This window comes from Alteromonas sp. 5E99-2 (assembly GCF_017368475.1).
Lineage (GTDB): Bacteria > Pseudomonadota > Gammaproteobacteria > Enterobacterales > Alteromonadaceae > Alteromonas_F.
The window spans coordinates 158,327-180,159 of record NZ_JAFNJE010000001.1; the positions used below are offsets into that span (position 1 = coordinate 158,327).

The 21,833-nt window shown below is 41.0% G+C and carries 18 protein-coding genes; 4 read left to right on the plus strand and 14 right to left on the minus strand.

What is annotated here, in order from left to right:
* Positions 1–44 precede the first annotated feature (44 nt).
* Genes modA through modC form a run of 3 tightly spaced genes read left to right on the plus strand, consistent with a single transcriptional unit; the run spans position 45 to position 2,550 of the window.
* Entirely contained in the window at positions 45–758 is a 714-nt protein-coding gene (gene modA / locus J3L16_RS00745; protein WP_242698603.1) for a molybdate ABC transporter substrate-binding protein, read from the plus strand.
* Between the two features lie 14 nt (positions 759–772).
* The gene (modB, locus tag J3L16_RS00750; protein ID WP_207610955.1) at positions 773–1,471 is read left to right on the plus strand and encodes a molybdate ABC transporter permease subunit; all 699 of its coding nucleotides are present in this window, start codon (positions 773–775) and stop codon (positions 1,469–1,471) included.
* Positions 1,468–2,550, plus strand: a complete 1,083-nt coding sequence (modC, locus tag J3L16_RS00755) for a molybdenum ABC transporter ATP-binding protein (RefSeq protein ID WP_207610956.1) — start codon at positions 1,468–1,470, stop codon at positions 2,548–2,550. Before modB ends, modC begins: the two co-directional genes overlap by 4 nt.
* 9 nt (positions 2,551–2,559) lie before the next feature.
* On the opposite strand, the gene J3L16_RS00760 is transcribed toward modC, so the two are convergent.
* From J3L16_RS00760 to gpmA, 6 genes are all read right to left on the minus strand, one after another.
* Positions 2,560–3,900: a sigma 54-interacting transcriptional regulator gene (locus tag J3L16_RS00760; RefSeq protein WP_207610957.1), complete on the minus strand. Its 1,341-nt coding sequence runs from the start codon at positions 3,898–3,900 to the stop codon at positions 2,560–2,562.
* Positions 3,900–4,493 (minus strand): hypothetical protein, encoded by a 594-nt coding sequence (locus J3L16_RS00765; protein WP_207610958.1) that lies wholly within the window; start codon positions 4,491–4,493, stop codon positions 3,900–3,902. Before J3L16_RS00765 ends, J3L16_RS00760 begins: the two co-directional genes overlap by 1 nt.
* A 9-nt stretch (positions 4,494–4,502) precedes the next feature.
* On the minus strand, positions 4,503–5,900 hold the full coding sequence (locus tag J3L16_RS16505) for a HAMP domain-containing sensor histidine kinase (protein WP_207610959.1): 1,398 nt from the start codon (positions 5,898–5,900) through the stop codon (positions 4,503–4,505).
* A 142-nt stretch (positions 5,901–6,042) separates the two neighbouring features.
* Entirely contained in the window at positions 6,043–6,264 is a 222-nt protein-coding gene (locus tag J3L16_RS00775) for a hypothetical protein (protein WP_207610960.1), read from the minus strand.
* A gap of 348 nt (positions 6,265–6,612) precedes the next feature.
* Positions 6,613–6,918, minus strand: coding sequence for a hypothetical protein (locus J3L16_RS00780; RefSeq protein WP_207610961.1), 306 nt, complete (start codon positions 6,916–6,918; stop codon positions 6,613–6,615).
* 75 nt (positions 6,919–6,993) lie between these two features.
* Positions 6,994–7,740 carry a 2,3-diphosphoglycerate-dependent phosphoglycerate mutase gene (gene gpmA / locus J3L16_RS00785; protein WP_207610962.1) on the minus strand — a complete coding sequence of 249 codons (747 nt, stop codon included), beginning with the start codon at positions 7,738–7,740 and terminating at the stop codon, positions 6,994–6,996.
* A 249-nt stretch (positions 7,741–7,989) separates the two neighbouring features.
* Here gpmA and J3L16_RS00790 point away from each other — a divergent pair, with 249 nt between their 5' ends.
* On the plus strand, positions 7,990–10,071 hold the full coding sequence (locus J3L16_RS00790; RefSeq protein WP_207610963.1) for a TonB-dependent receptor: 2,082 nt from the start codon (positions 7,990–7,992) through the stop codon (positions 10,069–10,071).
* 169 nt (positions 10,072–10,240) lie between these two features.
* On the opposite strand, the gene J3L16_RS00795 is transcribed toward J3L16_RS00790, so the two are convergent.
* From J3L16_RS00795 to J3L16_RS00830, 8 genes are all read right to left on the minus strand, one after another.
* Positions 10,241–12,439 carry an acylase gene (locus J3L16_RS00795; protein WP_207610964.1) on the minus strand — a complete coding sequence of 733 codons (2,199 nt, stop codon included), beginning with the start codon at positions 12,437–12,439 and terminating at the stop codon, positions 10,241–10,243.
* Between the two features lie 95 nt (positions 12,440–12,534).
* A complete protein-coding gene (locus J3L16_RS00800) occupies positions 12,535–13,077 on the minus strand; it encodes an NTP transferase domain-containing protein (protein WP_207610965.1) in 543 nt (180 codons plus the stop codon).
* Positions 13,077–14,087 (minus strand): glycosyl transferase family protein, encoded by a 1,011-nt coding sequence (locus J3L16_RS00805; RefSeq protein WP_207610966.1) that lies wholly within the window; start codon positions 14,085–14,087, stop codon positions 13,077–13,079. The genes J3L16_RS00800 and J3L16_RS00805 overlap by 1 nt, the downstream gene beginning before the upstream one ends.
* A 43-nt stretch (positions 14,088–14,130) precedes the next feature.
* A complete protein-coding gene (gene cobA, locus J3L16_RS00810; RefSeq protein WP_207610967.1) occupies positions 14,131–14,976 on the minus strand; it encodes a uroporphyrinogen-III C-methyltransferase in 846 nt (281 codons plus the stop codon).
* Positions 14,977–15,002: 26 nt separating this feature from the next.
* Positions 15,003–17,705 carry a nitrate reductase gene (locus J3L16_RS00815; protein WP_347564621.1) on the minus strand — a complete coding sequence of 901 codons (2,703 nt, stop codon included), beginning with the start codon at positions 17,703–17,705 and terminating at the stop codon, positions 15,003–15,005.
* Positions 17,702–18,052 (minus strand): nitrite reductase small subunit NirD, encoded by a 351-nt coding sequence (gene nirD, locus J3L16_RS00820; RefSeq protein WP_207610968.1) that lies wholly within the window; start codon positions 18,050–18,052, stop codon positions 17,702–17,704. The genes J3L16_RS00815 and nirD overlap by 4 nt, the downstream gene beginning before the upstream one ends.
* Positions 18,049–20,598, minus strand: coding sequence for a nitrite reductase large subunit NirB (gene nirB / locus J3L16_RS00825; protein WP_207610969.1), 2,550 nt, complete (start codon positions 20,596–20,598; stop codon positions 18,049–18,051). The genes nirD and nirB overlap by 4 nt, the downstream gene beginning before the upstream one ends.
* 11 nt (positions 20,599–20,609) lie before the next feature.
* A complete protein-coding gene (locus J3L16_RS00830) occupies positions 20,610–21,803 on the minus strand; it encodes an alginate export family protein (RefSeq protein ID WP_207610970.1) in 1,194 nt (397 codons plus the stop codon).
* Positions 21,804–21,833: the final 30 nt, after the last annotated feature.

Below are 21,833 nucleotides of genomic sequence, written 5' to 3' on the forward strand. Positions count from 1 at the left end.
GTTTAAACGAGGCTAACCTGAAATATATACTATTCACATTAGTGATGTTATTCACTGTGCTTGCAAAGGCCGAACAAACCCATATTGCGGTTGCAAGTAATTTTGTTAAGCCAATGAAGGCTTTAATTAAAAAGTTTGAACAAGAAAACGACCATACTATTCAAGTGTCTTTTGCTTCATCAGGAAAGCTATATAGTCAAATTCGCAATGGCGCGCCTTATCATCTATTTTTTTCAGCCGACCAAGAAAAACCAAACCAGCTGGTTACTGATAATTTAGCGAGTGCAGATAAAGTATTTACTTATGCATACGGTAAACTTGTGCTTTGGTCTAATGACCCTAATTTAATTCAAGATAATGAAACGTTACTTACTGATAATTTCTATAAAATTGCCATCGCTAATCCCAAACTAGCGCCTTTTGGAGTGGCAGCACAACAAACAATCGAGTCATTAGAATTAACATCACAGCTAACCCCGAAAATCGTACGCGCTGAAAATGTCGCGCAAGCTCACCAGTTTATCAGTACTGGTAATGCCGAATTAGGCTTTATTGCAATGGGTCAAGTATTTGCCGATAATCATTTAGTAACTGGTTCAGTTTGGGTCGTTCCATCCAATCTATATGAACCTATTCAACAAAGTGGTGTTCTTCTTACGGCAGCAGAAAACAACGTAGCGGCTCGCGCATTTATGTTGTTTCTTCAATCCAACGAAGCTAAACACATTATTCAAGGTTTTGGTTTTAAAACAGAGTGAATGATAGAAATTTAATGAGCCTATATTCCGCCAATGACATGCAAGCAATTGTGCTAACGCTCAAATTAGCAAGTGTAACCACAGTTATTCTATTGTTAATTTCAACGCCAATTGCACTATGGTTAGCTAATACTCACTCACGAATGAAGGCTTTAATAAGTGCATCTATTGCACTGCCCTTAATATTACCTCCCAGTGTTTTAGGCTTTTACATGTTATTAGCTATGGGACCAACTGGCCCAATAGGGGCTGTTACTCAAGCATTGGGTTTACATACCCTTGCATTTTCATTTACAGGATTAGTATTCGCCTCAGTGATCTATTCTTTGCCTTTCGTTGTGCACCCTATTTACAATGCGTTAATTACAGTGGGTAGGCGCCCTCTAGAAGTGGCTGCTACTCTTGGTGCATCACCTGTAGACAGTTTCTTTAATGTTGTATTGCCTTTAGCCCGTTCCGGTTTTTTAACTGCTGTTATTTTAGGGTTTGCGCATACGATAGGCGAGTTTGGTGTTGTACTTATGATTGGAGGTAATATTCCCGGTGTTACTCAAGTAATCTCGGTACAAATGTACGAGCACGTCGAAACATTAAATTACGATCAGGCTCATATCCTTGCCGCGACTATGGTCATTTTTTCGCTTGTTACCTTAACACTTATTTATAGTATTCAACGCCCATTTAAACACCAAAAGCCTTCATTCAGCTCATGACAGGTTTATTTTTAGAACTACACTTACAGCAAAAATCATTCACACTAGAAGTTGATATTACTTTGCCTTCAGAAGGTGTGACTGTGCTGTATGGCCAATCTGGTTCAGGTAAAACAACCCTACTACGATGTATTGCAGGTTTAGAAAAAAACGTTAGAGGCACAATCGAATTTAAACAAGAACAATGGCACACAGATAATAAGTTTGTCCCTACTTATAAACGCAATATAGGTTATGTATTTCAAGAGCCAAGTTTATTCGAGCACTTAACAACACAACAAAATTTAGCATTTGCCTCAAAACGAGTGAAAGGCGATAAACAAAATAACGAAGATCACATTATTAAGTTATTAGGTATTGAAGCCCTATTGGATCACTACCCTGATCAAATGTCTGGTGGCGAAAAACAACGAGTTGCTATTGCGAGAGCCCTGTTGTCGAATCCCAGTATGTTATTGATGGACGAACCCCTTGCTTCATTAGACACCAATAGAAAAAATGAGATTTTACCTTACCTTGAAGCACTAAAAACTAAATTAAACATTCCAATTATCTACGTGACCCATTCTCCTGACGAAGTTGCTCGTTTAGCCGATCATTTAGTCGTAATTGATGATGGTGAAATTATTACTTCTGGTCCGTTATCGGAAACGCTATCGCGTTTAGAGTCCCCCAATCACCTCAACGCGGAGCTAGGTGTAGTAATAGATTCGACCATATCCGAACAGGACAAGCAGTGGAAGATGTCAAAAATATTGATGTCTGGGGAAGAATTGTGGTTTCACGATGATATTCATAAAAATGCAAATGAAGTGGGAAGCCTTGTCAGAATACAAATATTAGCCAGCGATGTAAGTTTAAGTTTAAGTGCTCGGCTGGGAACAAGCATCACCAACTGTTTACCTGCAACTATCACAGAAATTAACGATAACCTCGACACAGGAATTACTTTGGTAAAATTGATTATTGGAGACACGGCTGTAATATCCCGTATTAGCAGTAGATCGGCTCATACCTTAAATATACATATAGGCATGAAAATTTGGGCTCAAATCAAATCTGCGGCAGTCATAAGGTAGTGTTAATACCTATCGATATTGTTCAGCATTAAGCTCATATTTTTTTAGCAACTTATGTAAGTCTGTTCTGTTTCTTCCTGCCAAATCAGCTGCTCGCGTTACATTACCTTCTGTCATTTTCAGCAACTTAATCAAATACTCTCTTTCAAACGACACCCGCGCTTCCGCTAACGTTGGCCATGTTTGGCGGGTTGAAGATAGCGCTTGTTTAACTAAATGTAGGTTAATCGTTTTCGTATCAGTTAATGCTACACATTGCTCCACAGTATTAACCAATTGGCGAATGTTTCCAGGCCAAGAGGCGGTAACCAGCGCTTGCATTGCATCAGGCGCAAAACCGTTCACCCGAACCCCTATTTGTTTTGAAATCTGCTGTAACAGGTGTCGAGCTAGTAACGGAATGTCTTCGGCCCGCTCAGTCAAACTGGGCAGCACCAAATTAACCACATTAAGCCGATAGTATAAATCTTCTCTAAAACGTCCTTTTTCCATCTCTTTCGTTAAATTTCTATGGGTAGCAGATAATACCCTTACATCAATTGAAATCTCAGTTGTTGCGCCCACAGGGCGTATTTTTCTTTCCTGCAAAGCACGTAATAATTTCACCTGCAAAGGAATTGGCATATCTCCAATTTCATCTAAAAATAGCGTCCCGCCATCAGCCTGTTGAAATAAGCCTTTATGCTGCGACACGGCACCAGTGAATGCTCCTTTGCTATGGCCAAACAGCTCTGATTCAAGTAAGTTCTCGGGTAAAGCACCGCAATTAATAGGTACAAAGGGCTTATCTTTTCTTGGACTAGCTTGATGAATTGCATTAGCTAATAGCTCTTTACCAGCGCCACTTGGCCCAGAAATAAGAACACTAATATCTCTTTGTGCAACGCGATATGCCTGTTCGAGAACAGACTGCATACAAGGTGACCGAGTAATAATATTCGTTGCCCACCCTTTTCCCTGCATTGGCGCTGCGGCTAGAATTGCATTCTCTAATGTTTGCCTTAGTGCATTGTGATCAATTGGCTTAGTTAAAAATCCAGCGACGCCTTCTTTTGTCGCGGCTACCGCATCTTCTATGGTGCCATGGGCAGTCATCAAAATAACAGGAGTGCTTTTACCTAAATCCACCAACCTTTTAAACAGGGTCAAGCCGTCCATACCCGGCATTCTCAAATCAGTTAAAACCACATCATAGTCATGTATTTTCAAGGACTGCATTGCTTCGTTTCCACTGCTGGCTGAAACAACTTGGTAACCCTCTGAAGTAAGTCGAATACTTAATAGGCGCAATAAACTAACGTCATCATCCACTAACAACAGTTTTTGAGTTTGTTTTTCTTCTGATGACATCAAGGCTGCTCATTTATAGGTTTATTTACTATGCTTTTTTCTAACTGAAGAAGCTTATCAATTTGACGCGATTGCTCTTGTATACGTTCACCTTGCTGATCTAACTTAGCTTGTTTAATTTCAATATTTTTATTGTGCTCAGTGTTAATACGAGACAAAGTTGCAATTGCGGATTCAAGTTCTAATTTACGTTGCGCTGGCGCTAGTATTAAATATCGAATGAAATTTACCATAATGTCATCTTGGCTTTTTAATAACTGTTCACCATAACTTTGTGCTCTAAGTCGAGTTTGGTAAGGTGTATCATTGACATTACTCAACAAAATTATTTTTAATGTTTTCACCTTGTTTCTATCCTTAGATAACTCTGTAATCATGCCTTTTCTTACAGACCAATTCAGCTGACTTACTGACACCCAATAGTCAAGCCAAGCTCCTAAGTCACACTCTTTCTGTTGGTTTGAGTTATCACTTGCGTTAAGTCGTTCACAAGTTTCTAAACTTTTACTTTCTTGTTCAATTTTTTGAACAAAAGAGACGAGTTCACAACCACTCAGTACAACCAGAAAAAACAGAATAACAATTAATTTCACGTATCTTCCTTAAGTAACAGGTATTTTTACACGAATACAGATATCGGCGAAATCCGAGTCAATAAAACGGGCATTCCCAAGCATCAACGCCGCACATTCTGACACAATAGAAAGTCCCAAACCTGAACCCGAAACTCTATCGTGCCGAATTTCCTGTCCTCGATGAAATGGTTTAAACAATAACTCTCTGTCTTGCGCAGGAATAGTTGTGCCCGCATTTGAAATGTCTATAACTTGGTCTTCACCCTCTTTATAGATATTGATTACAATCGCATCAGATGTATCACCATAAGCAATGGCATTAGACAAAACATTGTCGAAAATTCGACGCAATAACACTTCATCAGCATGCACTGTGTCAATGTCCATTTTCACTTCAACAGTATGCCCATTTTGCTGTAAGGCAAGTTTATTGTCAGTAAGGAAATGTTCTAAAAATACCGATAAATCTATAGCTTCTAAATTCGGTTCAGTTTGCTGTAACAGCACAGTGTAATCTAAAAGCTGGGCAACCAAACTTTCTAATCGCACACTGCTTGTATGCAACAATGTCACTACTTCGTTTTGCCTAGGATTAAGTTCTCCCAACACTTCATCGGATAAAAGCGAACACCCTTCTTTGATGCTCGCAAGAGGTGTTTTTAATTCATGAGCGGCGTGTCTCAACATGGTTTGCCGTAATGTTTCTAATTGATTTAGACGCTTAGCAAGCTGGTGAAGTTGCTGTTCTAACTTTATGAGTTCTGCCGGCCCGGAATGAGAAATGCTAGAAAGATGGTGTTTTTTATCTGTTAATTGACCAATTAGTTTTTCTATTTTTTGTATCGGCTGTAAAATTTTTCTACTGCTATATAAGGCTAATAGTAACGACAGTGATATTAGTGTAATCGTAAAAAAAGCTTGTTTTGCTTTTACTTGCTCCATATGAGTTTGCTGCGTCGCTAACCTTTTATCTAGTTGAGAATAGGTCATATCTTTAAGCCGATTCAATGATAACCGCAGTTTCGATAGAGCTTGAGTTAATTCAGCTTCATTTCCCGAATATACTGTAGTCAGTGAAATCAATAACACTTCATTTTCACTACATAAAGCCGCTAAAGACGTGGCTTTACAAAGCCTCTCTAAATTCACTTGATAACGCTCAATATAGTTGAGCACCAAATCTTGAACTTCAATTTTTCGGACAATTTGATACTGTCTCGTTGCGCGTTCAATATCTAAAGCTAAACGATCTAATTGGTGTAAATTGCGGGTGACGCTCACCGCATGAATAGGCTCACTTGCAGCGACTCTTGCCATGCTACTCAGAGTAGAGTTCGAATACCATAGCAATGCAACTAATGGAATAAGAACCAAAGAAAAGCTAACAACAAGCAGTTGTTTTAACGATTGGATTTTAAATAACACAACAACAACTGTATATTAATTATCACAGCTATACACCATAGAGACAGTTGGTCTAAGAGTAAATAGAAAGAAAAAATGCCATCCTTGGCCTTCAAGCATGTGGAAATGCTCAAACAGTGAAAATGTGGACTGATTAATTACTTTATTGAGCTTCAAACTCGGACAGACTTAAGTATTGATCGCCATTCACATCTAATTCATCAAACATAGCAATAAGTGCTTTTACTTTGCTCGCCTCATCTTTATTTAACAAACCATTTCTATCTACATCAAGCTGATCAAATAAGGGTAAGGTTTGTCCTGTGGCATGTAATATAACTGCGGGAATAAAAAGTAATACAACGAGCAACATCAGCTTTCTCACGAAATTTCTCCTAAAAATAAACTAGCAACCTATCTGAATTAGTTTTTTGGGTTGCATATAAACCGGTTCTAATTTTACTTATCAATATTAATGCCAAAAAATATTATCATTTAAAATCAAAGACTTACAAAAGATATAGACATACTGGTTCATTTTAGTGTCTGTAAAAGGAGACAGCTTTATTTGTTCGAAGAGTAAATTGGGAGGTTTTTTACAAAATAGTTATTAAAAAAGAGGCGCTTGGCCATAGAATTAGGCTATTAAAAGTGAAACCAACCAAAAAACAAGCGTGTCTCTTTCTGCATACACCCAAGGTGTATTGGTATTACCTAAAAATAAATTGCAGCGTTAGGTTTCATCGCGGAAGGCTTCTGGGATCTGTACTTCTACTTCACATACGATCATGAGTGATTGCCTATTCACACTAGTATCAACTCTCACATTAGAATCGACGAGTACTAAAGGTTCATCATTAAACTTTTCTTTGGCTTTTAATAAGGCCTCTTCAATGCAAGCCCCATCAAAAATAGATATGGTTTCTCCTCTATTTGGCGTATAGCTGTGTTTAATTGTCTCCGTAGGAATGGGAGTCACGCCACAGCCTCCCAGAATAACGACATTTAACAAAAGGAAAAAAACAAACGATTTTTGCATAGAGAACACCTAAAACAACTAACAACGTATCAATAACTATAAAGAAAAAAGCGCCTCAAGGGCGCTTTAGATTGTTTAGCTCGCTTTACCTTGATTGGCAACAGCGTCCATTTTTGCCTTCAAGGCAGCTTGGTCGCCCAAGTAGTTTTTAGAAATGGGCTTCATGTTTTCGTCTAATTCATACACTAAAGGCACACCAGTAGGTATATTTAGTTCAAGTACTTCTTCGTCACTCATGCCATCTAGGTATTTCACTAGAGCACGTAAACTATTACCGTGAGCAGCAATAATCACGTTTTGACCACTTTGAATTGCTGGACGAATTGCGTCATGCCAGTATGGTAGAACACGTTCAATAGTGAGTTTTAAACTTTCTGCACGAGGCAAAATAGAACTATCTACATTGTTATAGCGACGGTCCTGACCCGGAAAGTACTCACTGCTGTCTTCAATGGCTGGAGGTGGTGTATCAAAACTTCTACGCCAAATTTTAACTTGCTCATCACCGTGTTTTGCAGCCGTTTCCGCTTTATCAAGACCGGTAAGTGCACCATAATGACGTTCGTTCAAACGCCAGTGACGTTGAACGGGAACATAGGACTGTCCCATTTCTTCAAGTGCAATATTCAGCGTTTTAATCGCACGAGTCAGTACAGAAGTAAACGCCAAGTCAAATTCAAAACCAGCCTCTTTCATTAGCTCGCCGCCGGTTTTCGCTTGTGCGATACCCGTGTCGGTTAAGTTTACGTCATGCCATCCAGTAAATCGGTTTTCTAAATTCCACTGGCTTTCCCCGTGTCGAATCAACACTAACTTATACATGTATTGCCCTCTATTATGTTCGATGGTGAATTACCCCAATATTGTGCGTGATAATCCCGTAAATTTCTATGTTTAACGCATTTAACCGAAAAAAAGTTGATTTACAGACATACATTAATAGAATGAGCTTGATTTTTTCTCTGGCCCCTTCATTTTAAAAAGGATTTAAACAGGTTTACCATTATTTTTGCGCTGATTCTGCGCATTTTTTCGCTATTGTTATCGAATTTCAACCGAAGAGTATTCCCCTTGAAGCATCCACATTTATTATTCACCTTATTCGTTTTAGCAGGTCACTCATCATCAACTTTAGCTCACCCAGACTCTGAAGAAAATACGTCTGAAGAGCTTGAAATTTTGACCGTAAAAGGCAGAGACGACAGTTTATTTGGTGAGGCAATATCCGCCTCAGAGGGTTATATCAGTCAAGAGGAAATCGCTAAACGTCCACTATTACGCACAGGGGAAGTACTTGAACTAGTTCCTGGAATGGTGGTTACCCAACACAGTGGAAGCGGCAAAGCGAATCAGTATTTTTTACGTGGTTTCAACCTTGACCACGGAACTGATTTTGCGACATTCGTTGATGGTATGCCTGTGAACTTTCGAACTCACGGCCATGGTCAAGGTTACACTGACCTCAACTTCATTATTCCTGAACTTGTTGGCTCACTACAATACAAAAAAGGCGCATATTACACCGAAGTCGGTGACTTTAGTGGTGCAGGTAGCGCGCACTTATCCACGGTTTCCAAATCGCCTAATTCAAAAGTGTCTGTTACTGCAGGCGAATTTGGCTATTTACGTGGCTTTTTCATGCAAGATACGCAAATTGGTGAAGGTAACTTAGTTTATGCCATTGAGCACCAGAAGTACGACGGCCCATGGACTGATATTGAAGAAGACGTAAACAAAACCAATGTGTTTGTTAAATACAGCCAAGCGGTACTTGGGGGAAATTTATCGGTTTCTTTTATGGGCTATGACAACGAATGGAATAGCGCTGACCAAATCCCTCTTAGGGCTGTGGAACAAGGGCTTATTTCTCGCTTTGGTTCTATCGATACAACACTTGGCGGAGAAAGCAGCCGCTACAGTCTAAATGCGATTTGGGAATCCGATACCTTGCGTATTTCTGCTTACGCCATAGATTACGATTTCACCTTGTATTCTAATTTTACATTCTTTTTGGAGAACCCAGAATTTGGCGATCAATTTGAGCAAGTTGATAGTCGCAGAGTATACGGCGGTGAAATAAATAAAACCTTATACGGCACCCTAGGTCAATACAATACAGTTAACACATTCGGTCTACAATTTCGCACCGACGACATAGACGAAGTCGGTTTATTTGAAACCACAGAGCGAGTGCGCAGAGGAGCGGTAAGGTTAGATACAGTGAATGAATCAAGCTATTCTGCATTTTGGGACAATCAAACCCTATTGAGTGACAAACTTCGCGTTAAAATCGGTGCTCGCTACGACTTCTTTACCTTCGATGTGGACTCTCTTATCGAAACCAACATAAACAACGTTAATGTAGGCCAAAACAACGGCACTGAAAACGATGGTTTATTGTCTGTTAAAGGCAGCATTATTTATAGCATAAATGACCACTTCGAAGCCTACGCGTCAGCTGGCCAAGGATTTCATTCTAACGATGCTAGAGGCACCATATCGTCATTGGATCCTGTTTCTGGCGATACCATCACACCAGTAGACCCGCTTGTGTCTTCATTTGGTTATGAGCTTGGCCTAAAAGCGAATATCAACCATAAAATTAATGCTTCACTGGCACTGTGGACCTTAGATTTAGACAGCGAACTGGTTTTCGTTGGTGATGCGGGTAACACAGAAGCAAGTGGTGCGTCTTCTCGCTATGGCGTTGAAGCCACAGTCTATTATCACCCAACAGAAGACTGGACGGTAAACCTAGAATACGCTTACACCGACTCAGAGTTTTCAGATGAACCAAGCAGTGCTAACGCTATTCCTGGTTCAATTAACGAAGTGTTTCAAGCAGGCGTAACCTATGAACAACCAACGTGGTTTGCCAGTGCACAGTATCGCTATTTTGGTGATCGCCCGTTAATTGAAGATGAAAGTGCGGTTTCAGATCCTAGTCGATTAACGAACTTGAGACTTGGCATTACCTTGTCGCCGCAAACCAATCTGACTTTCGATATTTTGAACGTGTTTAACAGTAACGATTCAGACATTGATTACTTCTATGAAAGCCAGTTACCCGGTGAAACAGAACCTGTTGAAGATATTCACCTACATGTATTACAACCCCGCTCAATTCGAGTGGGAATCGAATACCAATTCTAATTTAACCTGAATTCTGTTTAAGGAACGGTGCAAGTGTTTGTTTTAAAGTGCTAATTTTAATCTTGACACTCGGTGCTGTTAGAATTGAGCAACGTTTCTTAAACAGGATTCAGGTTAACTTAAACCGTCAACTGACAAGGTTCTCAACAGAGCACCTTGTCAGTTCGTGCTAGTTATTCACGCTTACCGTGTAACGTTTGCCGGGCTGATAACGCTCTACCTCTCGTTTCACCACATCATCTTTATAATACGCCACGTCTTTGAATTTCCCTTGAGCATAGCGCTCGGCCTGATCATAGAAATGAGGCGACGCTGGATCGCCACTTTGACCACCCGCTAGCAGTGATTTCGCTTTTACTTTTTCACCAAATTCCACCACGGCGACAAAACTATTTCCACGGTACCCATACAATCGCTTACTGCCGTTAACACTACGAGCACCAAATGCAGCTAATGCTCCCCATCGCCCCGAAGCAAGACCAATAGGAACACTTGGCTGGAGATCATCAACTGGCAGCTTTATATCTCCAGTTAATCTTTGTAAGCGATTAATGTTGCCCCAAGGCGTATTCCACTGGCCAAAATCCGCAGTTAATTTATTCACTGCTGACATGAATACATTGACTCTTTCTTCGGGTAATGAATCCGTACCGAAATAGTCAATAATTTCCATAAAGCTCTTATTTTTCGGACGCTCGCCATCAGCTAAATACTGCATGCCATAAAAATGAGCTAAAGACATTGCGACTGAATTCTCAGAAACACGGTAATCCCATTGGCGCAATGTATTAATGGGCTCGGCTAGTGCAGCCGACGGGTTACTAGACCCATCATAAGCTTCTATTAACCCAGAAATTAACTTTTCAAATCCGGGTAAATAAGGGTCATAAGCAATTTCAATCAGTTTATCTAGAGTGAGGTTTGATACCCCCGTTAGTACTTGAACCGCGTGGATCCCTCTAAAGTTTTCATCATCAGGTGCCATATAAGCAGGGTAATCTTCTCTTTTAGGGCTAAACGCGCCAGCAGCAGTAAAAGGCGTGGAATTTGCGTTTTGGATCCAGCCATTTTCAGGGTTTAATAAAGTAATAGCTTCATCAACAGTGTGTAATCCATTCCAATCCGTTTTGGTGCTCGAACCATCTACTGGCTGCGAGTAATCGAAACTAGGGTCCCGCTTCGGAATAAAATTACCGTGATAATAGGCAATATCACCATTGGCATCGGCATACACTGTGTTGTTAGACGAATTAGTACGTATATTCATCATACGGCGAAATTCATCATGATTGCTGGTTTTGGTGCGTATAAAAGACTGTTGCAACGCATTGACTGGGTCCCAGTTGATTCGAGTCGTTACCCACTTATCATCAATTTTATGTGTAACCGGTCCGTGATGGGTATGAAAAGCGGGAAAGGTTTTCTCTTTCACATCGTCGCCATCTCGGTATTTTAAGGTTATTTTTGATGTTTTAACTTTGCGCTCTTCCTCTCCGTAGGAATAATATAAACCATCTTCACGTTTAACCATGGTTTCTAAATATTCGTCCATAAAATCTACATAGGTTGAAGTGTGCATCCAACCATTATTTTCATTAAACCCCTGATAAACAAAAAATTGTCCCCATGTCACTGCACCGTAGGCATTTAACCCTTCTTCACTGACTACATGTACTTCGGGTCTAAAATAGAAGGAGGTATGTGGGTTGATCAATAACATAGCGTTTCCCGATTCAGTTAGCTTGCCTGAAATCGCAAAACCGTTAGAACCACTGGGCTCTACCATAGCCAAATCGGGTGTATCGAAATTATCGGCTCGCCCCTCATAGAAGCCCTCAATTCCTTTAACAGAAATTTGCTCAATGTCACCACCAATTGAACCTTCAGAAAAGAACATAGGCATCCAAGGCTCAAACCGCGTGAGTAACGCAGGTTTAACTTCAGGGTGGGTTGCTAAATAATAATTCAGTCCATCAGCGAACCCATCACACAAGGCTTTAAGAGACTCAGGTGCATTTTGATATGCTAACTGAGCTTGTTCTACCGTCATAAACAAGCGCGCTCTAAGGTCACTGTACAGTGCGCTTTCGCCTTCCACTTCTGCTAATCGCCCTGTTGCCCAAATATAATTTCTTTCCACTCGTTTAAAGTCGTCTTCCGCTTGGGCATATAACAAACCAAAAACCGCATCGGCATCAGTCTTACCGTAAATATGAGGAACACCAAAGTCATCACGAATAATTTCAACTCGCTCTGCTCGGGCCGCTAACCGTTCTAGTTCACTCGAGCTTTGAGGAGAGGAACAAGCAGTGGCGAAAGCAACCAGAAAAGCCGCTATAAATAGTTTACATTCAAACCGTAAAGACATAATTAATCCAAAAAATTTAACTTAATCAAGTATGCTATTAAGCTGTTTAAAAGAAGTACAATAACGTTGAATTGTATACTTCTCAAGCTAAGCAACTACTCTAGTTCTGTTACATCTTCTGGTGTATTAAAGTTATCTAAAGGAAGGGAGGTAGTAATCTGTATAGCGTTAAACTGGTGCCATGCCGAATAAAGGGATTTTCGGGCAGTGTCGTCTGACACTATGTTTTTTATTGTCTCTCGCTGTTGAGGTGTGTTTTTTAGATAACAGGGTAGCGGTGCGCCTTCAAAATACACACACTCTTTATTCTCTCCAGCGTCGACTAAGGCTTGCAACTGCCCCGTAGTTAACGTTGGCATGTCTACGGGGACGATCAACATTGGCTGCGTCGTTGCCATTAACCCCGCATAGATCCCCGAAAGTGGGCCTTGATCGGGAAAGGGTTCAGTGACTTTTTTATGGGGTGTATCAAGGTGTGTATTCACCCAGCACGGAGTTGCGCCCGCTTGAGTCAACAAGTTCACGGCATTATCAAGCCAAAGCTTGCCCTTATAGGTTAGCATGGCCTTGTCTTTGCCCATTCTAGTACTGGTTCCACCAGCAAGGACTAATCCAGAAAATGTGTTACCTGTAGACATTACTGAACATTTGGCCATACACCACTGCGGCTGTGCCACAAGGATGTTGCCTTATCAATAGATTCAGAAGTTGAAAGTGAGTGCTTACATGCTAAAGCAACTGCTAGAGTACCAATAACCGCTTGTTCGCCGTATTTACACACTTTATTTCTTGTCCATGTATCTTTTAAACCTGCCGCCCCTAACTTTCGAGTTTGCAATGCCCAGTTATCTAAAAGTATAGGATATTCTCGCTGATTGCTGTGCCCGTCTTCGTAACTGTGCATCATAAATGCTTTTTCAGGTGTAGCTTCTACTTCACCACTGTCACCTCGAATACAGGCCACATTGGTATCTTGTAACAAATGAGCGACATCGATATGCATGCTATCTAAATCTCGGTGGAAAATACCGTGAACACTGCAGCTTGCCTTTGCGGGATTTAACATTTTTGATAACGAATGCATGCAAGAACGCAAGCCTAGGGTGTGCCTAGTTTGCATTAACGTGGTCATAGACGGGTGAAAACAACTAATACTCATGTAACTAAAACCAAAGGTGTCTAATTGCGTATTTGCGTGAGACGACGATGAGGCCATAGACCAGCCTAAATCTCGGTATATGGAATCTAAGTACACGCGATTAGAGTCTTGTTCTTCTAAACCATGTATAAACACTTTTTCACCTGATTCAGCTAAGGCCATCACCGCAAGTAAAAACCAAGGTAAATGCCTGCGCTTGCCAGCATAGGCACCAAAGTCATAACTAATTGCGTGATTTAAAGCCAAAGAGGATTTGTTTCTGCATGCTTTTAAAAACCCTGCAAGTTCATCGGCAGTTTCTTCGCGCATACGCAACAACATAAGTATTGCGCCCATTTGCTCAGGTAATGCTTTACCTAATAGCAATTCTGACATCAAATGTTCAGCTTGATTTTGGCTAAGGGTTTTGCCTGATTTTTGGCCACGGCCAACTAATGAAATATAGCTTTTTATATTTTCAAACAGTACCGAATCGTCACGGACAGACATAGTTATACTCTCGACATTACCAAATAGTTGGGTCAATCATTCACTAAGCAGTCTGATATAAAAGTGCCAAATCTACTGCTTGTCTACGACTAACCACTTCTCCTACTACGATTAAAGCGGGTCCGGCGAAGTCTTTCAAGGCTTCCTTGGCATTTAAATCGTCTAAGGTAGAACAAACAACCTGTTGATTTTGAGTCGTACCTTGGTCAACTACAGCAATAGGCATAGTTGCACGCATACCGTGCTTGACCAAAGCGTCTTGAATTTGAGATACGCGATTTAACCCCATATAAAATACCAATGTGCTGGGGTCTTTGGCTAAATGGGACCAATCTGCCCCCATACTTCCGTCTTTTAAATGGGCGGTAACAAACTTAACCGATTGCGAACACTCTCGATGCGTCAAAGGAATACCTGAATACGCTGCAACACCTGATGCAGCAGTGACACCTGGAATAACAGCAAAAGGAACACCACACTGAGTAAGGGTATCGGTTTCTTCTGCTAGACGACCAAAGATACTGGGGTCTCCCCCTTTTAATCGAACAACCGTAGCACCAGATTGGGCCTTTTTAACCATGAGTGCATTAATGTCATCTTGTTTCATACTGTGCTTACCGCACTTTTTACCAACAAAAATTCGCTCAGCATGATCGGGAAACAAAGGATACAAAGCGTCACCAACAAGCCAATCAATTAAGATCACGTCGGCTTGCTGAATTAGTCTGTGGGCTTTAACCGTTAACAATTCAGGATCACCAGGGCCGGCACCAATTAAATAAACTTTACCCTTAGTTTCTTCTTTAGAATTACAATCGGTAGAATGACGTCGGTTATCTAAAACAGCACCAGAATCCACGTCGTTCGTTTCAAAAAAATTGCCAAACATTTTTCTAAAGTGAAGTACAAAGGTCACTAGCTTACTCTCCGTACTGGAATAATATTGTCATCGATAATTTGTTGTAGTTCACTTTTACACGAGCCACAATTGGTACCACATTTTAAGGTGTCGCCTAACGCAGTAACCGTATTTGCACCGGCAATAACAGCCTCTTCAATGTCTTTTTCATGGACTTTAAAGCAACTGCAAATTAATCGCCCTTTTAAGAAACTATCGTCCGGTTTTGCTTGTAGCAGAGACGTAACAGTAGAGAAATCTAATACTTTCTCAAAGCACTCATTCACCCAGTCTGCTGGTAATGCTTGCTGAGCTTCTCGGTCAGTAAAAAGAAAACTCGCCCAAAGCAGTTTTTTATCTTTCATCAAAATTGAAACTTGCGCGTTACCTTGGCTGGCACTAATCCACTCACCTTGCAAGCTGTCATAATCTCTAGTCTGAGATTGAGACCACCCATGCAGTGAAAATATTTCGTCATTAAGCGCCATTTCGTAATGAAAAGAGTTCTGTCGAAGAGCTTTTACCCAGAATGCTGCATCGGTTGAAATCCCAACATTTGAGAAAACAGAAACATACTGTTTGTACATTGCCTTAGTCAGGGAGACGGGTACCTGTTTACTCTCGGGTTGGCCAGATATCGGATCGGCGACAGAACTATATAAAGCGCTAACGGATGCACTAGATGAAAACTGTTTATTAAAATGAATCGGCATAAAACAGCCATCTTCGCGCACTGAGTCTGTAATTTGTGCATAAGCTTGAGCTTCGCCAAACTCACTTTTAGCAACAACAATGTCGCCATTTCTAATATTCTTTTCTGAAGCAGTACTTGAATGAAGCTGCAAAATGGAAAACGGCGTATGCTGACTTAGTGCGGATGCTCTTCCTGTGCGCGTCATGGTATGCCATTGGTCACGCATACGACCCGAATTCATAACGAAAGGATACGCTTCGCTCGTGTCCAACTTGGGTAAACGTGGCGTAATAGCAATAAATTTCGCTTTACCACTAGGTGTACTAAAACGTTTGTTCTCAAAAGGTCTAACGGATTCGCCGTTTTTATTAAATGGCCATTGCACAGGCGATAACTGATTATATTCTTGCAACGACAAACCAACCAAAGGCGCTAAATTAAGCTGCATACTGTCTTTATTAACACTAGCGGTCATTCTTGCCCATTCATCAAAGACTTCACTTTGATGATTAAAATCAAATCCATCAAACCCCATTTTGGTTGCAACATCACACATAATGTCCCAATCATGACGTGCATTACCAAAAGGTTTCATAATTCCACGTTGTCTGGAAATTCGTCTTTCTGAATTTGTTACTGTGCCATCTTTTTCAGACCACCCCGTAGCAGGCAACACAATATCGGCAAACTCAATAGTATCGTTCTTACTTACGCAATCGGAAACAATCACGCATTCGCACTTTGATAACGCGTCTTTAATCGCGTTTAAATTGGGTAAGCTCACTGCAGGGTTTGTGGCCATAACCCATACTGCTTTAATTTTTCCACTGGCGATATCATCGAACATATCAACCGCTTTTGCGCCTTGTTTGTCACAAAGCGTTGGCGACTGCCAAAACGATTGCACTTTTTCTCTGTGCTCAGGGTTTTCTATATCTAAATGAGCAGCAAGTTGGTTAGCTAAACCACCCACTTCTCTGCCACCCATTGCATTTGGTTGGCCGGTAATAGAAAAGGGCCCAGCACCTGGCTTTAATAACCGCCCTGTAGCCAAATGGCAATTTATGATGCTGTTACATTTATCAACACCAGAGCCGGACTGATTAATTCCCATAGAGTAAAAGGTAATGACACGTTGGTTTTCACAAAACCATTGATAAAAACACGCTAAATCGCTTTCAGGCAAATCACAAAATAGCGCTGTTTTTTCAATAGTCCATTGCTCGGCTTCCGCCAATGCACTTTCAAATCCTTCGGTGTGTTTCGCAATAAAATTCCGATCTAGGGCATCATTTTTTTCAATAAAATGCAAAAGACCATTAAATATTGCGCCGTCACTGCCCGGTTTAATGGGTAAATGTAAGTTTGCTAATGAAACAGATGCGGTTTTTCTGGGGTCAATAACAACAATTTTTAAATTAGGACGCTGCTTTTTCGCACGTTCAACCCGTTGAAACAATACAGGGTGTGTCCAAGCTGCGTTTGAACCAACAAGCACTAGCATGTCGGTTAAACCTAAATCTTCGTAATCGCAGGGGACTACGTCTTCACCAAACGCACGCTTGTAGCCTGCGACTGCGGAAGACATACATAGACGAGAATTGGTGTCTATATTAGCGCTGCCAATATAGCCTTTCATTAACTTGTTTGCGATATAGTAATCTTCAGTAAGCAATTGACCAGATACGTAAAACGCTACCGCATCTGGTCCATGCTTTTTTATTATAGAAGAAAGTTTTTCTGCCACTGTATCAGTGGCATCAGACCAACTGCAAATCTCACCATTTACCTTGGGAGAATGCAGCCGGCCACTTTCTTTGTCACTTGTACTCACCGTGTCCAAGAGGTGTGTGCCTTTAACGCACAAGCGACCATAGTTGGCGGGATGTTCCTTTGTTCCTTCGAGTGAAACGGGTGTGCCATCCTGGCTAAGGTAAACATCCACACCGCACCCTACCCCACAATATGCGCATGTAGTTGAAACTAATGCTTGTGGTTCGGGTGAGTCGAGCAAAATATCTTTCACCAGCACATCTCGACTGAGTTTCCATTTACACGAACATCGTAAGCTTCAATGGAAACTGACTCATCTTCGGTGCACTGACCACTTTCTAAATCGAAATGTTGCTTGTAAAGAGGCGAAGCGACAACATAGCGCCCGCCCAACGAACCTACAATACCGCGGTAAAGCACATTGGCTTTACCAAACGGGTCGTAATTACTAACAGCAAATAACTTGTTTTCACCAATACAGAATAATGCAATTTGTTGTTCGTCTTCTGTATCTTCGTTGATAAGAACACAAACCCCTGAATCATTGATTAAATCTTCAACGTTACAGACAGGGCGCCATTGTTTTTCTTGTTGGCTCATTGCACTTCCTTAATATCGATCTCACTAAGTTTTTCAGCTTCTGTGGCAGGGCGAATTTGTCCGCGCTCATCCACAAATTGTATATTTGTATCTGTTTTTTTAGAGTTAACAAACTGGCGAAAACGCTTCATAGAATCTGGGTTACCTATGGTGGTTTTCCATTCACACTGGTACGTTTCAACAACATTATCCATTTGTGATTCAAGTGTTTCACCAAACCCAAGTGAGTCTTCTATAACCACTTCTTTTAGGTAATCTAGACCGCCTTCTAGGTTGTCCATCCATACTGATGTACGTTGTAAACGATCAGCAGTTTTTACATAAAACATCAATACACGATCAATATATTTAACTAATGTTTCGTCATCTAAGTCTGTTGCAAACAAATCACCATGACGAGGCTTCATCCCACCATTTCCACATACGTATAAGTTCCAACCATTATCTACTGCGATTACGCCTATATCTTTACTTTGTGCTTCAGCACATTCGCGAGTACAGCCAGACACAGCAAATTTAATTTTATGTGGAGCCCGCAGGCCTTTGTAGCGATTTTCTAGGAAAATAGCCATACCTACACTGTCTTGAACACCGTAGCGACACCAGGTTTTACCTACGCAAGATTTCACCGTACGCAGTGACTTACCATAGGCGTGTCCCGTTTCCATTCCAGCAGCAATGAGTTCTTCCCAAATGCCTGGAAGTTGGTCGATACGAGCACCGAATAAATCGATACGCTGACCACCAGTAATCTTGGTATAAAGATTATATTTTTTCGCTACTTCACCAATAACAATGAGCTTTTCAGGAGTAATTTCACCACCTGGAATACGGGGAACTACAGAATAAGTACCGTCTTTTTGCATATTGGCTAAGTAGGTATCATTAGTATCTTGAAGAGGAATATGTACTGGCTCTAAAACGTAATCATTCCATACAGAGGCTAAAATTGAACCTACTGCAGGCTTACAAATTTCACAACCTAATTCGCCTTTACCATGACTTTCTAATAAACCTTCAAAGGTTCTAATTTCATTCACTTTGATGATGTCATAAAGCTCTTGACGGCTATAAGCAAAATGCTCACAAATGTCTTTACTTACTTCAACACCACGACCTTCCAAATCAGCATCAACAACAGACTTAAGTAAAGCCGCACAACCACCACAACCCGTGGCTGCTTTAGTACATGTTTTAACGTCACCAACACTACACGCACCTTCATCAATAGAACTAATGATGTCGCCTTTGGTTACGTTGTGGCATGAACAAATTACCGCGGTTTCAGGTAATGCATCTGCACCTAAACCTGGTTTGTTATCTGCCATTGGCAAAATAAGTGCTTCAGGAGAATCTTCCAATGCAATGCTGTTAAGCATGTATTGTAAAAGCGTATCGTATTCTGAGGTATCTCCGACTAAAACAGCACCAAGTAGTGTTGTTTTATCTTCAGAGATTACAATCTTTTTATAAACGCCTTCCGGCTGATTTTCGTAGATGTAAGCTAGCGCGCCTTCAGTTTTACCGTGGGCATCACCAATACTACCTACTTCTACACCGAGTAGTTTTAGCTTAGTACTCATATCAGCACCAGCAAACTCAGCATTTTCAATATCAGTTTGAAGAATGTGACGTGCAGCGACTTTTGCCATTGAATAACCTGGCGCAACCAAGCCGTAACAGAAGTTATTTAGCGCTGCACACTCACCAATTGCATAAACATCCGGAGCCGATGTCTTACAAGATGCATCAATCGCAATCCCGCCTCTTTCGCCTACAGCCATTTCAGCATCTCTGCCAAGTTGATCGTAAGGGCGAATACCAGCAGAAAACAAAATCATATCGGTTTCAAGATAACGACCATCCGCAAAATTCATGCGGTAGCGACATGTTTCACCTGCTTCGATTATTTGCGTCGCACAGCCCGTATGCACTTGAACACCGAGTTCTTCAATTTTTGAACGCAATACTCGGCCGCCCGCCTCATCTAGCTGAACGCCCATCAATTGAGGGGCAAATTCAACGACATGAGTTTGTAAGCCTAGGTTTTGCAACGCGTTTGCTGCTTCTAAACCAAGTAAACCACCTCCAACAACGACGCCAACTTTACTTTGCGAAGCCGATTCTTGAATATCTACTAGATCTTCAAGGGTGCGATAAACTAAACAATGTGGTTGTTCATGGCCTGGAATAGGTGGAACAAACGCGTAAGAGCCGGTCGCCATGACTAAGTGATCATAGGAAATCGTTTTATCGGTGTTAGTAGTAACCGTTTTACTTTCCGTATCAATATTAGTCGCAAGCGTACTCGTGAGCACTTCAACATTCCATTCGTCGTATTGCTCTTGTGTAATCATAGCTAAATCTGCAGCAGTTTTACCGCCGAAGAACTCTGACAAATGTACACGGTCATAGGCAAGATTTGGCTCCCCACAGATAACAGTAATACGCGTATCTGTAGATTCTCGAAGTTTTACCACTTCTTCGACGAAGTGGTTACCCACCATACCGTTGCCGACTACGACAATGTGTTGCGAAATGCTCATTTAAAAGCTCCTTAGAAAGTTTTACCTACCCATAGCCAAACCGCATCTTCATCTACAGCAAAATCGTCAGCAGAGTAAAATGAGGCTTTTATGCCAGAGTAAATACCATTTTTGAACTTCTTGGTGTATTGAAGTTCTAATTCTGAACCTAGCTCATCAAGTGTTTCACTTGCTGATTCGGCATTAAAGTCGTGATAACGAACTAACCATGAGCCACCCCACACTTTACCAGCCAAAGATACGTAAAAATCTTCAAGGCCAACAGCAGGTGTACCTAGGAATTGGTCAGTCCAACCATTAAATTTATGTAACGTTGCTAAAGGTGTAGAAAAGCCAAACTGGCCGTCATCAGAACCCAAAGATTCAAAACCAATTTTTGCATTCAAACCACTAAAGGCTGCACCACCTTCAAAACGGAAAAAGTCTGCATCAAACTCGCCTGCAGCAGTCTCTGATGTTTGCGTAGCAAACTCGGCTAAATAGGTTACTGACACATTGTCATTTATTGGCTTTCCACCTCTAAATGCAACACCATAAGTATCAAGGGTGTTGTTTGTTTCGTCTTCATCTAATAAATAAGAGTAAGCTGTGATTTTACCCGCAGATGTTTTGTATGAAGCGTTAATGAAAATGTCATTCGAATCTAAATCTGCATCTTCTGCGAAAATACGATTACGCTGAGTAACAAGAGCTGCGGTAACGTTTATTTCTTTAGTTGGAGTGTAAACTACAGACGCAGCATCAAATGTCTGCTTGTCTTGACGCCATGCTACATGACCAATAAAGCGGTGATCGTCCAGCGTTATTACTTGGCGACCGATTTTAGCCGTTACTTGGTCACTTTTATACTGAATATAACCTTGATCTAACTCGGTTGTTTCTGGGTCAGCTATGATAGAAAAACCAGGTGTGCCTTGTCCGGTGATTGGAAATGCTGCATTACGAGAATCAACGCCAAGAACGCTTCGCACGTCTTCTAGCTCAACAAAACCAGACCAACCATTAATATCTTTAGACTTCACACTGATGGTTGTACGAAGTGTCAATGAATCTGCCGTTCTATTTGCATCATCATTTGTAATGTTTTCATAGCGGAGGCGAAAATCAGCTTTTGCGCTTAAGAAATCTTCAGCAGCAACATTACCCGCAGCTAAAATTGAAGCACCTAAAATGGCGCAAGTAATTAAATTTTTGGTGTTTTTCATAGTGTTTAAATCCAATTTAATTTTTAGAAA

Coding starts and splice junctions, on each gene's coding strand:
- J3L16_RS00805 (WP_207610966.1), bottom strand. CDS start 14,087: ATGTCTGTCCGTGACGATTCGGTACTGTTTGAAAATATAAAAAGCTAT.
- J3L16_RS00780 (WP_207610961.1), bottom strand. CDS start 6,918: ATGCAAAAATCGTTTGTTTTTTTCCTTTTGTTAAATGTCGTTATTCTG.
- nirD (WP_207610968.1), bottom strand. CDS start 18,052: ATGAGCCAACAAGAAAAACAATGGCGCCCTGTCTGTAACGTTGAAGAT.
- nirB (WP_207610969.1), bottom strand. CDS start 20,598: ATGAGCATTTCGCAACACATTGTCGTAGTCGGCAACGGTATGGTGGGT.
- J3L16_RS00760 (WP_207610957.1), bottom strand. CDS start 3,900: ATGTCATCAGAAGAAAAACAAACTCAAAAACTGTTGTTAGTGGATGAT.
- modB (WP_207610955.1), top strand. CDS start 773: ATGAGCCTATATTCCGCCAATGACATGCAAGCAATTGTGCTAACGCTC.
- modA (WP_242698603.1), top strand. CDS start 45: ATGTTATTCACTGTGCTTGCAAAGGCCGAACAAACCCATATTGCGGTT.
- J3L16_RS00795 (WP_207610964.1), bottom strand. CDS start 12,439: ATGTCTTTACGGTTTGAATGTAAACTATTTATAGCGGCTTTTCTGGTT.
- cobA (WP_207610967.1), bottom strand. CDS start 14,976: ATGTTTGGCAATTTTTTTGAAACGAACGACGTGGATTCTGGTGCTGTT.
- gpmA (WP_207610962.1), bottom strand. CDS start 7,740: ATGTATAAGTTAGTGTTGATTCGACACGGGGAAAGCCAGTGGAATTTA.
- modC (WP_207610956.1), top strand. CDS start 1,468: ATGACAGGTTTATTTTTAGAACTACACTTACAGCAAAAATCATTCACA.
- J3L16_RS00800 (WP_207610965.1), bottom strand. CDS start 13,077: ATGTCTACAGGTAACACATTTTCTGGATTAGTCCTTGCTGGTGGAACC.
- J3L16_RS00830 (WP_207610970.1), bottom strand. CDS start 21,803: ATGAAAAACACCAAAAATTTAATTACTTGCGCCATTTTAGGTGCTTCA.